Consider the following 11,651-nt stretch of genomic DNA (forward strand, 5'->3'; position numbering starts at 1 on the left):
GTCACGCCGCGCGGCACGGACGTAGACGTGGGGCATACCGTCCATTGTCCGGGGCGTGATCGCATCTCCGAGGATTGGGACGCCGTGTCGGCGCCTCCAGTTCCCTATTTCACGATAAGAATGCCCCGGCCGGGCCAATGGTCCCGACCGGGGCGGACGAAGGTCCTGCGGGTGCGTCACCCGCTTCCCCGGGGTGTGTCACCCCTGGTCCCGCCGGGCGTGTCGCCCGGTCCGGGTCAGGCGTGTGCGGGGAAGAAGATCTTGATCTCGCGCTCGGCGGACTCCGGGGAGTCGGAGGCGTGGATCAGGTTCTCGCGGGTGATCGTCGCGTAGTCGCCGCGGATGGTGCCGGCGCCGGCCTCCAGCGGGTTGGTGGCGCCGGCCAGCATGCGGATGCCCTTGACGACCTCCTCGCCCTCGACGATCAGCGCGATCGACGGGCCGGAGGTCATGAACTCCAGCAGCGGCTCGTAGAACGGGCGGCCCACGTGCTCCGCGTAGTGCTGCTCCAGCGTCGCCCGCTCGAAGGTGCGCAGCTCGACGGCGGCGAACCGCCAGCCGGCCTTGCGCTCGATGCGGCTGATGATCTCGCCGGCCAGGCCGCGGCGGACGGCGTCGGGCTTGAGCAGGACGAGAGTGCGCTGGGACACGGTGCGTCTCCTGGGGATTCGGTTCGGCGGACAGTCGGGTCGACAAGAGGCGCCGACAGGGCAGAGATTACCTTGCGTACACGGCGTGTCGGTCCGCCGGTCCGGGCCTCAGACCTGTACTGCGGCGGCCTCCGCGGCGGCCCGGGCGGCCTTGAACGCGTCGACCTTGCGGCCGTAGTGCACCGAGCACCACCACAGGCCGGCGAAGACCACGCCGAGACCGAACATGGTCGGCAGGATGAAGCCGCTGGCGATCAGCCCGATCTGCAGCGCCCAGCCGATCTGCACCGCGCCGGGGCGGTCGATCATGCCGCAGAGCAGGACGCACAGCGCCATCGCGATGCCGCTGACCGTCCACACCTCCGCACCGGAGACGTCGGTGAGCCGCACCGCGACCAGCGCCGCGAAGAGGATCAGCAACGCTTCGCCGATCAAGGTCGAGGAGCAGAGCGTCCTCATGTCACTTCCTCCCGAGCAGCAGGCGGGCCTCGCCCACCGTGATGACCGAACCGGTGACCAGCACCCCGGAGCCGCCGAGGTCGCCCTCCTCCTCGGCGAGGGTGACGGCGGCGGCGATGGCGTCGTCGAGCCGGGGCTCGACCTGGACGCGGTCCGGGCCGAAGACCTCCACGGCCAGCGCCGCGAGCGCGTCGACGTCCATCGCGCGGTGGGTGGAGTTCTGGGTGATGACGACCTCGGCCAGGATCGGCTCGAAGGCCTCCAGCACGCCGGCCACGTCCTTGTCCCCGGAGGTGCCGATCACGCCGACGAGCCGGGTGAAGCCGAAGGACTCGGTGAGCGCGGCCACGGTGGCGCGGGCGCCGTGCGGGTTGTGGGCGGCGTCCAGGACGATCGTGGGGCTGCGGCGGACGACCTCCAGGCGGCCCGGCGAGGAGACGCCGGAGAAGGCCTGGCGGATCTTGTCCACGTCCAGCTGCCCGCCGCGCGGGCCGCCGACGCCGAAGAAGGCCTCGACCGCGGCCAGGGCGAGGGCCGCGTTGTGCGCCTGGTACTCGCCGTGCAGCGGGATGAAGACGTCCTCGTACTCCTCGCCGCCGAGTCCGCGCAGCGTCACCAGCTGTCCGCCGACGGCGAGTTCGCGGCGGATCACGCCGAACTCCATGCCCTCGCGGGCGACCGTGGCGTCCACCTCGACGGCGCGGCGCAGGATGGTCTGGGCGGCGTCCAGCTGCTGCTGGGCGACGACGGCGACGGCACCGGACTTGATGATCCCGGACTTCTCGACCGCGATCTCGCCGGTGGTCCCGCCGAGCTTGTCGGTGTGGTCCAGCCCGATCGGGGTGATCACCGCGACGGCGGCGTCGATGACGTTGGTGGCGTCCCAGGAGCCGCCCATGCCGACCTCGACCACGGCGACGTCCACCGGGGCGTCGGCGAAGGCCGCGTAGGCCATGCCGGTCAGCACCTCGAAGAAGGACATCGGCACCGGCTGCGCCGCGTCGACCATCCGCACGTAGGGCTCGATGTCGCGGTAGACCTCGACGAAGCGCTCGGGGCTGATCGGGGCGCCGTCCAGGCTGATCCGCTCGGTGACGGACTCCACGTGCGGGCTGGTGTAGCGGCCGGTGCGCAGCTCGAAGGCGTTGAGCAGCTGCTCGACCATCCGGGCGGTGGAGGTCTTGCCGTTGGTGCCGGTGATGTGGATGGAGGGGAAGGACCGCTGGGGCTGGCCCAGGATGTCCATCAGCGCCTCGATCCGGTCGAGCGAGGGCTCCAGCTTGTTCTCCGGCCAGCGTTCGGAGAGCTCCACCTCGACGTCGCGCAGGGCGTCGCCGGTGCCGCCGTCGGCGGGGCGGATGGTGTACGGGTTCGGGTCGGCCTTGTCGCTCACGACCACAGTCTACGGAGCGCCGACGGGTCCTCCTCACGGGGTGAGAACCACCACTTTGCCCATCCTTTGCCGTGATCGCCCATTTTTCTCCCTTTACTATCGATTTGGCGATTTGAACCGCAATGAAGCATCGATTCGCAACCAATGGGAGCCAACAGCCTTTGATCACTAGGAGCAGTTCGCCATGCCCGACGCCCTGCACGCATGGATCGTGCTTCGCCAGGACTCCGTCGTCCGGATCGCCGGACTGATCTCCCTGGCCCTCGTCGGCTACATGCTCCTGGTCTTCGGCCGCTTCCTCGTGTACTGGGCGGGCTCCCGGCACGCCTTCCGGCACGGCCGCCCCGCCGAGCCCGGCGACCCCGCCGCCTTCCAGTGGCACCTGGTGATCCCCTGCCGCGACGAGGAGGCCGTGGTCACCCAGACCCTGGACGGCCTGCGGGCCGGCGCGCCCGAGGCCCACCTGTGGGTGATCGACGACGACAGCGAGGACGCCACCCGCGAGCTGGTGCTCGCCGCCGCGGCCCGCGACCCGCGGGTCCACCTCGTCCAGCGCCGCCGCCCGCACGCCCGGATCGGCAAGGGCGCCGCCCTCAACGCCGCCTACCGGGAGATCTCCACCTCGCTGCCCGAGGGCACCGACCGCTCCCGGGTGGTGATCGGCGTGGTCGACGCCGACGGACAGCTCGGCCCGGACACCCTCGCCCGGGTGTGCAGCGCCAAGGCCCTCGGCCGCCCCGACACCGGCGCCGTCCAGATCGGCGTCCGGATGCGCAACGCCGACGACGAACTCCCGCTGCCCGGCCGCGGCCGGACCGCCAACGCCCTGGCCCGCGCACTGGTGCGGATGCAGGACATCGAGTTCCAGGCCACCAACACCGGCATGCAGCTGCTGCGCCGCCGCACCGGCAGCGTCGGCCTCGGCGGCAACGGCCAGTTCGTCCGGCTCACCGCCCTCGACTCGCTGACCGCCGAGGAGGGCCGGGCCGGCCGCCCCTGGCCGGAGCGCGCCCTGCTGGAGGACTACGAGTCCGGCCTCGACCTGCGGCTGGCCGGCTGGCGGCTCACCCACGTCACCGAGGCCCAGGTCTCCCAGGAGGGCCTGATCTCGCTGCGCCGCTTCCTCACCCAGCGCACCCGCTGGGCCCAGGGCAACATGCAGTGCCTGCGCTACACCGGCCGGGTGCTGCGCTCCCCGCACTACACCCCGTCCGGCAAGGCCGAGGTGCTGTACACCTTCCTCCAGCCGGTGGTCTGCGTCCTGCTGGTGCTGCTCCTCCCGCTCTCGCTCGGGATCACCGGCGCCGGGGTGGTGCTCTTCCCGGAGGAGACCGCCGAGTTCCAGCTCAGGTTCGGCCCGTGGATGCTGCTCGCCTTCGTGCTCGCCGCCCTGCCGATGGTGTTCTGGGGCTTCGCCTACCGCAGGGCCGTCCACCCCGACCGGAGCCGGCTCACCGCCCTGCTCTGGGGCGTCCTGGTCTGGCTCTACGCCTATCACCTGTTCGTGGTCGCCACCCGGGCCGCGGTCCGGATGCTGCTCGGCCGCAACGGCTGGGCCAAGACCCGCCGCAACGCCGAGAAGGTCGCCGTCGGCGCCCCCACCGCGCTCGAGTCCTGACCCGCCTCCCCTCCCCTCGCGCCGCCCCGCCCCCACGCCACCGGAGTCCCGCATGAGCACGTGCCTGCCCCCGTCCAGCGTCGCCGTCGTCCTCGGCACCCGCCCCGAGCTGGTCAAGCTCGCCCCGCTGATCCACGAGCTCGGCGACGCCACCCGGCTGGTGCACACCGGCCAGCACTGGGACGAGGCGATGTCCGGCCGCTTCCTGCGCGACCTCGACCTGCCCGAGCCCGAGCTGCTCACCGGTGTCGGCGGCCGCCCCCGGGCCGGCCAGATCGCCCGGTCGCTGGGCCAGCTGGACACCGCCTTCGCCGAGGACCGCCCGCTGGCCGTGGTCGTCCAGGGCGACACCAACGCGACCCTGGCCGGGGCGCTGGCCGCCAACGCCCGGGGGATCCCGCTGGTCCACGTCGAGGCCGGGCTGCGCAGCTTCGACCGGGCGATGCCCGAGGAGCACAACCGGGTGATGGTCGACCACGTCTCCGACCTGCTCTGCGCCGCCACCGGGGAGAACGTCGCCAACCTGCGCGCCGAGTCGCTGGCCGAGGAGCGGATCGAGCTCACCGGCAACACCGTCGTCGAGGTGGTCCGCCGTCAACTGCCGGACGGGGCCGCCCGCGCCACCCTGCTCGCCGCGCACGGGCTGCGCCCGGACGGGTACGTGCTGGCCACCGTGCACCGCCCGGAGAACACCGACACCGCCGAGGCGCTCGGCGCGGTGCTCGCCGAGCTGGACCGGATCGCCCGGGCCGGCACCCCGGTGCTGTTCCCGATGCACCCGCGCACCCGGGCCGCCGTCGAGCGCTTCGGCCTGGACGGCCTGCTGGAGCGGCTGGCCGTCACCGGCCCGGTCGGCTACGGCGACTTCCTGGGCCTGGCGGGCCACGCGGCCCTGCTGGTGTCCGACTCCGGCGGCGTGCAGGAGGAGTGCACCGTGCTCGGCCGCCCGCTGCTGGTGGTGCGCCGCTCCACCGAGCGCCCGGAGGCGGTGGCGGCCGGCTTCGCCGCGCTGGTGCCGCCCGGCGAGGAGCTGGGCGCCCTGGCCCGCGCCTGGCTCTCCGACACCCCCGAGCGGCTCGCCCGGCTGGCGGCCACCCCGAGCCCGTACGGCGACGGCCTGGCCTCGGCCCGGATCGCCGCGCTGACCGCGGCGATCGCCGGGCCGGCCGGGGTCGGGTCCGCACCACTGGCCGCGTAACGCCCCCTTGACAGCAGAATTGGTCTACTCCACCTTGTGAGGCAAGTCTCCGTTCCCGACCGGGACTTGAGTTGTCGGTAGCTCCCGCACGCGCACCATCGACACCCCGGACGGCGTTCCTCCCCCACGAGGCGCCGCCGGGCCTCCCCCACTGGAGACGGAGTCATGCCACCTGCCCGACACCGGCGCCCGCGCGCCGTCCGTTCGCTGCTCGCCGGAGCGAGCGCCCTGGTCATCGGCCTGGGCGGACTCGCCCTGGCCGACGGCACCGGCGCCCACGCCGCCGACACCGATCTGATCACCAACGGCGGCTTCGAGACCGGGAACCTGTCCGGCTGGACCTGTTCGAGCGCCACGGTCCGGAACACCGCCGCGCACTCCGGCACGTACGCCCTGCAGTCCACCCCGAGCGGGAGCGACACCGGCGAGTGCACCCAGACCGTCGCGGTGAAGCCCTCCTCCTCGTACACCCTGAGCTCCTGGGTCCAGGGCTCGTACGTCTACCTGGGCGCCCGCGGCACCGGCGGCACCGATCCGAGCACCTGGACCCCCGGCGGCACCGGCTGGACCCAGCTGAGCACGGGCTTCAGCACCGGCCCGAACACCACCAGCGTCACCGTCTACCTGCACGGCTGGTACGGGCAGCCGGCCTTCGCCGCCGACGACGTCTCGCTGCTCGGGCCCGGCGGACCGCAGCCGTCCCCGAGCCCGACCGCCACCACCACCTCCACCGCCTCGCCGAGCCCGACGGCCACCGCCACGGGCACCGGCAGCCCCACCCCCACCGGGACGTCGACCCCGACCAGGCCCCCGGGCCTGCCCAAGCACATCCTCACCGGCTACTGGCAGAACTTCGACAACGGCGCCACCGTCCAGCGGATCAGCGACGTCCCGGCCGCCTACGACATCATCGCGGTCTCCTTCGCGGACGCCACCGCCACCCGCGGCGGTCTGGGCTTCACCCTCGACCCCGCCCTCTCCTCCCGCCTCGGCGGCTACACCGACGCCCAGTTCAAGGCCGACATCGCGGCCAAGCGGGCGGCCGGAAAACGGGTGGTGCTCTCCATCGGCGGACAGAACGGCACGGTCTGGGTGGGCGATTCCGCCTCCGCCGCGAACTTCACCGACTCCGCCTGGGCGCTGATGCAGGGCTACGGCTTCGACGGGATCGACATCGACCTGGAGAACGGCATCAGCTCCACCTACATGGGCCAGGCGCTGCACGCCCTCGCGGCAAAGGCCGGGAGCGGATTCGTCCTCACCATGGCGCCGCAGACGATCGACATGCAGTCGACCGGCATGGAGTACTTCAAACTGGCGCTGAACGTGAAGGACATCCTCACCATCGTCAACATGCAGTACTACAACTCCGGCGCGATGAACGGCTGCGACGGGAACGTCTACTCGCAGGGCACCGAGAACTTCCTCACCGCGCTGGCCTGCATCCAGCTCAAGGGCGGGCTGCGCCCCGAGCAGGTGGGACTCGGGGTGCCGGCCTCCACCAGCGCCGCCGGCGGCGGGTACCTCGCCGCCGGCACGGTCAACAACGCGCTGGACTGCCTGGCCTCCGGCACCAACTGCGGCAGCTACAAGCCGGACACCAAGTGGCCGGGCATCGGCGGCGCGATGACCTGGTCGACCAACTGGGACGCCAAGGCGGGCAACCCGGTCGCGAGCACCATCGGTTCGCACCTGCACGCCATGCCGTAGCCGGACCGGCCGGCCTGCCCGGCTGCCGGCGGCCCGGGTTCAGACCCCGGCCCGGGCCTCCGGCACGTGCGCGGCGCCGCCGTGCCGACGGCGCAACTCGGCCGTGATCTCGGCCAGTTCACCGTCGGGCAGCAGCGGCAGCATCATCGCGACGCCCTGCAGCAGGCCGCCGAGCAGGAAGGTGGTGTCCGGCGTCGCCGCCACCAGGCCGCGGACCTCGGCCACCTCGCCGGCCGCCACCGCCTCGATCAGCCGGGCGGCGCTCGCGGTCTCCTCGTCCACGTCGACCGCGCCGGTGTCCTCCGGGGCGCGCCGGGCCATCGCCCGCAGCACCCTGTCGCCGACCTCGGGGGCGTACGCCTTGCGGACGGCCTCGGCGGCGATCCAGGTGAGCAGGGTGGTCACCTCGCGCTCGGCGTGCTCGGCGAACAGCAGGTCCAGCTCGTGGTCGAACGCGATCTGGTTGCCGTGCCGGAACGCGAGCAGCAGGGTCGCCGCCCTGGCCTTGGCCTCCTCGACCGCCTCCAGAGGCAGTTCGTCGGCCAACTCCTCGGTCACCACCACGCCATGCCCTCCCGTCCGTCGCTCAGCAGGAACGCTCAGCGGAAACGCCCATTCGGAAACTCCGTGCACACGGTACACAGCGGACCTGCAAACTTCCGCGAACCCGCGCGGGCAAGACCGGAATCAATTCGCTCGGAATAGGACCTCACCCGGTCGCAGGATGATAATTCGCCGGAAGGGAGCAATGTTTCTGGGCTATTTGGTGTAGTGAAAGCACCCGGGTAGCCGTTCCGGAAGCGAACACCGGAAAAACGCCCGAGGGACCGCACCCCGCGTGTCGCGGTGTGCGGCCCCTCGGGGACCGGTCCGGGCTCAGCCCTGCGGCAGCGCCGCGAGCTGGGCGGTGATCCGGGCGATGTCGGCCTCGGCGGCCTCCTGGCGGCCCCGGATCTTGGCGACCACCTCGTCCGGCGCCTTGGCGAGGAACGCCTCGTTGCCGAGCTTGGCGGTGGTCTGGGCCTTCTCCTTCTCGGCGGCCGCGAGGTCCTTGGCCAGGCGCTTGCGCTCGGCCGCGACGTCGATGGTGCCGGAGAGGTCCAGCGCGACGGTGGCACCGGCGACCGGCAGCGAGGCGGTGGCCGCGAAGCCCTCCTCGGGAACGGTCAGCCGCAGCAGCGAGCGGATCGCGTCCTCGTGGACGGACAGCACGGTGCCGGCCAGCTCCAGCTGGGCCGGGACGCGCTGCGCGGGCTGGAGGCCCTGGTCCGAACGGAACCGGCGGACCTCGGTGACCACCTGCTGGAGGGTGGCGATCTCCGACTCGGCGGCCTCGTCACGGTAGCCGCTGTCCTTCGGCCACGCGGCCACGACCAGCGACTCGGCGCCGGTGAGCGTCGTCCACAGCGCCTCGGTGACGAACGGGACGACCGGGTGCAGCAGCCGCAGCGTGACGTCCAGGACCTCGCCGAGCACCCGGCGCGAGGCGTCCGCCTGCGGGCCGCCCTTGGCCAGGGTGGTCTTGGAGAGCTCGACGTACCAGTCGAAGACCTCGTCCCAGGCGAAGTGGTACAGCGCGTCCGTCGCCTTGGCGAACTGGAAGTCGTCGTACAGCGCGTCCACCTTGGCGACGGTGGCGTTCAGCCGCGACAGGATCCAGCGGTCGACCGCGGTCATGTCCTCGGGCGCGGGCAGCGCGCCCTCGGTGGTGGCGCCGTTCATCAGCGCGAAGCGGGTCGCGTTCCAGATCTTGTTGCAGAAGTTGCGCGAGCCCTTGACCCAGTCCTCGCCGATCGGCACGTCGGCGCCCGGGTTGGCGCCGCCGGCCAGGGTGAAGCGGACGGCGTCGGCGCCGTAGGCGTCCATCCAGTCCAGCGGGTCCACGGCCGTGCCGGAGGACTTCGACATCTTCTTGCCGAACTCGTCGCGCACCAGACCGGTCAGGGCGACGGTCTTGAACGGCGCCTCGCCGTCCATCGCGTACAGGCCGAACATCATCATCCGGGCGACCCAGAAGAAGATGATGTCGTGGCCCGTCACCAGGACGTCGGTCGGGTAGAACTTCTCCAGGTCCGCGGTCCGCTCCGGCCAGCCGAGCGTGGAGAACGGCCACAGGCCGGAGGAGAACCAGGTGTCCAGGACGTCCGGGTCCTGGACCCAGCCCTCGCCGGTCGGCGGCTGCTCGTCCGGACCGGCGCAGACGACCTCGCCCTCGGGGCCGTACCAGACCGGGATCCGGTGGCCCCACCAGAGCTGGCGCGAGATGCACCAGTCGTACATGTTGTCGACCCAGTCGAAGTAGCGGCGCTCCAGCTCCTTCGGGTGGATCTCCACCTTGCCGTCGCGGACGGCGTCGCCGGCGGCCTTGGCCAGCGGCTCGACCTTGACCCACCACTGCAGCGACAGCCGCGGCTCGACCACGGTGTGGCAGCGCGAGCAGTGGCCCACGGCGTGCATGTACGGGCGCTTCTCGGCGACGATCCGGCCCTGCTCGCGCAGCGCGCCGACGACGGCCGAACGGGCCTCCAGCCGGTCCATGCCGAGGAAGGGGCCGTGCACGGTGATCGCACCGCGATCGTCCATGACCGTCAGGTTGGGCAGGCCGTGGCGCTGGCCGATGGCGAAGTCGTTCGGGTCGTGCGCGGGCGTCACCTTGACGGCGCCGGTGCCGAACTCCGGGTCGACGTGCTCGTCCGCGACGACCGGGATCTCACGGTCGGTCAGCGGCAGCTTGATGGTCCGGCCGACCAGGTGCCGGTAGCGCTCGTCCTCGGGGTGGACGGCCACCGCGGTGTCGCCCAGCATCGTCTCGGCCCGGGTGGTGGCGACGACGATCGAGTCCTCGCCCTCGCCGTAGCGGATCGAGACCAGCTCGCCCGGCGTGTCCTCGTGCTCCACCTCGATGTCGGACAGCGCGGTGAGGCAGCGCGGGCACCAGTTGATGATGCGCTCGGCGCGGTAGATCAGGCCGTCGTCGAAGAGCCGCTTGAAGATGGTCTGGACGGACTGGGACAGGCCCTCGTCCATGGTGAAGCGCTCGCGCGACCAGTCCACGCCGTCGCCGAGGCGGCGCATCTGGCCGAGGATGCGGCCGCCGTAGCTCTTCTTCCACTCCCAGACCTTCTCGACGAAGGCCTCCCGGCCCAGGTCGTGGCGGGAGAGGCCGGACTCGGCGAGCTGCTGCTCGACCTTGTTCTGGGTGGCGATGCCGGCGTGGTCCATGCCCGGCAGCCAGAGCGTCTCGTAGCCCTGCATGCGCTTGCGGCGGGTCAGCGCGTCCATCAGCGTGTGCTGGAAGGCGTGGCCCAGGTGCAGGGCGCCGGTGACGTTCGGCGGCGGGATGACGATGGTGTAGGCGGGCTTGTCACTCTTCGCGTCCGCGGTGAAGTAGCCACGCTCCACCCAGCGCTCGTACAGCTCGCCCTCTACGTCCGCGGGGGTGTAGGTCGTCGGGAGGGTCGCTGCTTCGTCCCCGGCAAAGGTGCTCACGGGGCGCTGGTTCGTCGTGTCGGTCACGACGCACAGTTTACGTAACCGGGGGGAGGGTCACGAACCGCTTTCGGTGCCCGGACCCGCCGCGCCCGGGCGGGCCCCGGTCCGCCACCGTGCGGTAGCGTGCCCGGGCACTCGTCCGGCGGACCGGACGGGCACGGAACGACTGGACACCACGACAGGCCGCGGGTGCGGCGGGGGAGCACGAACGCAGATGTACGGCCAGGGACAGCAGTACCCGCAGGGACAGCCGCAGCCCTACGGCGGCCAGCCGCCGCAGTACGGGGGGCAGCCGCCGCAGTACGGCCAGCCGCAGCAGCAGCCCTACGGCGCACCCCAGCCCCCGTACGGCCAGCCCCAGTACGGGCAGCCGCCGCAGCAGCCCTACGGCGCTCCCCCGCAGCCGTACGGCGCGCCGCCGCAGGCGCCGTACGGCCAGCCGGGCTACCCGCCGCCCCAGCAGCCCAAGGGCAAGGGCGGCCTGGTGATCGGGCTGGTGGTCGGCGCGCTGGTGCTGGGCGGCGGCGGCTACGCCGCCTGGTCGTTCCTCGGCGGCAAGGACGCGGGCGGCCAGTACAAGCTCACCGCCCCGCAGACGCTGCTGGACGGCTACGTCCAGAAGTCGGCGAAGGAGGAGGCCGCCGACATGAGCAAGCCCGAGGTCTCCAAGGTCGGCAAGGACCTGCACGCGGTGGTGGCCAGCTACGGCAAGGGCACCGACGTCAAGAACGTGGACTCGCTCTCGGTGATCGGGATCTACGGCGACCTCAACGACCCGGACCAGATCATCGCGGACTCGAAGAAGGACGGCGGCGGGGTCAGCTGGACCACGCCGATGACCGACTACCCCGCGAAGGACAGCCACGCCTCCGCCGGCAAGCTCAGCTGCGGCGTGATCAGCGTGATCGCCGGCAAGGCCGGGCCGACGGTCTGCGTGTGGGCGGACAAGTCCACCTACGGCCGGGTCACCTTCACGAAGATGAGCCTGGGCAGCACCGGCGGCGACAGCGGCCAGGGCGTCACCCCGGACCAGGCCGCGGAGAAGACCCGGGCGATCCGCGACGCCATGAAGGTCGCCAAGTAGCGCGCGCGTGACACGGGAGGGGCCCCGCACCGGATCCGGTGCGGGGC

General features: G+C 72.1%; 9 protein-coding genes. 4 read left to right on the forward strand and 5 right to left on the reverse strand.

All coding sequences use genetic code 11. The features are described from left to right. Positions 1–236: 236 nt before the first annotated feature. The 3 genes from ndk to ACFVHV_RS01775 all read right to left on the reverse strand — a co-directional run bounded on the left by ndk (position 237) and on the right by ACFVHV_RS01775 (position 2,502). The gene (gene ndk / locus ACFVHV_RS01765) at positions 237–650 is read right to left on the reverse strand and encodes a nucleoside-diphosphate kinase (protein ID WP_359908153.1); all 414 of its coding nucleotides are present in this window, start codon (positions 648–650) and stop codon (positions 237–239) included. A 108-nt stretch (positions 651–758) separates the two neighbouring features. Beyond that, the gene (locus tag ACFVHV_RS01770; RefSeq protein WP_359908156.1) at positions 759–1,109 is read right to left on the reverse strand and encodes a DUF4233 domain-containing protein; all 351 of its coding nucleotides are present in this window, start codon (positions 1,107–1,109) and stop codon (positions 759–761) included. Position 1,110: 1 nt separating this feature from the next. After that, on the reverse strand, positions 1,111–2,502 hold the full coding sequence (locus ACFVHV_RS01775) for a bifunctional folylpolyglutamate synthase/dihydrofolate synthase (RefSeq protein WP_380348076.1): 1,392 nt from the start codon (positions 2,500–2,502) through the stop codon (positions 1,111–1,113). 184 nt (positions 2,503–2,686) lie between these two features. Here ACFVHV_RS01775 and ACFVHV_RS01780 point away from each other — a divergent pair, with 184 nt between their 5' ends. From ACFVHV_RS01780 to ACFVHV_RS01790, 3 genes are all read left to right on the forward strand, one after another. Next, positions 2,687–4,120: a glycosyltransferase family 2 protein gene (locus ACFVHV_RS01780; protein ID WP_359908159.1), complete on the forward strand. Its 1,434-nt coding sequence runs from the start codon at positions 2,687–2,689 to the stop codon at positions 4,118–4,120. A 52-nt stretch (positions 4,121–4,172) separates the two neighbouring features. Further along, a complete protein-coding gene (gene wecB / locus ACFVHV_RS01785; RefSeq protein WP_359908162.1) occupies positions 4,173–5,318 on the forward strand; it encodes a non-hydrolyzing UDP-N-acetylglucosamine 2-epimerase in 1,146 nt (381 codons plus the stop codon). 165 nt (positions 5,319–5,483) lie between these two features. Next, positions 5,484–7,028: a chitinase gene (locus tag ACFVHV_RS01790; RefSeq protein ID WP_380348078.1), complete on the forward strand. Its 1,545-nt coding sequence runs from the start codon at positions 5,484–5,486 to the stop codon at positions 7,026–7,028. A gap of 39 nt (positions 7,029–7,067) precedes the next feature. Here the strand turns inward: ACFVHV_RS01790 and ACFVHV_RS01795 are convergent, their stop codons facing one another. Together ACFVHV_RS01795 and ACFVHV_RS01800 are read right to left on the reverse strand one after the other, a co-directional pair. Next, complete coding sequence (locus ACFVHV_RS01795) at positions 7,068–7,592, reverse strand: hypothetical protein (RefSeq protein WP_359908168.1); 525 nt, start codon at positions 7,590–7,592, stop codon at positions 7,068–7,070. 312 nt (positions 7,593–7,904) lie between these two features. After that, complete coding sequence (locus tag ACFVHV_RS01800) at positions 7,905–10,544, reverse strand: valine--tRNA ligase (RefSeq protein ID WP_380348080.1); 2,640 nt, start codon at positions 10,542–10,544, stop codon at positions 7,905–7,907. A gap of 190 nt (positions 10,545–10,734) precedes the next feature. Here ACFVHV_RS01800 and ACFVHV_RS01805 point away from each other — a divergent pair, with 190 nt between their 5' ends. After that, entirely contained in the window at positions 10,735–11,604 is an 870-nt protein-coding gene (locus tag ACFVHV_RS01805) for a hypothetical protein (protein WP_380348082.1), read from the forward strand. The last annotated feature ends 47 nt before the right edge of the window (positions 11,605–11,651 follow it).

Source organism: Kitasatospora sp. NPDC127116, from assembly GCF_042677365.1.
Classification (GTDB): domain Bacteria; phylum Actinomycetota; class Actinomycetes; order Streptomycetales; family Streptomycetaceae; genus Kitasatospora; species Kitasatospora lactacystinica.

Coding starts and splice junctions, on each gene's coding strand:
- ACFVHV_RS01780 (WP_359908159.1), top strand. CDS start 2,687: ATGCCCGACGCCCTGCACGCATGGATCGTGCTTCGCCAGGACTCCGTC.
- ACFVHV_RS01790 (WP_380348078.1), top strand. CDS start 5,484: ATGCCACCTGCCCGACACCGGCGCCCGCGCGCCGTCCGTTCGCTGCTC.
- wecB (WP_359908162.1), top strand. CDS start 4,173: ATGAGCACGTGCCTGCCCCCGTCCAGCGTCGCCGTCGTCCTCGGCACC.
- ACFVHV_RS01805 (WP_380348082.1), top strand. CDS start 10,735: ATGTACGGCCAGGGACAGCAGTACCCGCAGGGACAGCCGCAGCCCTAC.
- ACFVHV_RS01770 (WP_359908156.1), bottom strand. CDS start 1,109: ATGAGGACGCTCTGCTCCTCGACCTTGATCGGCGAAGCGTTGCTGATC.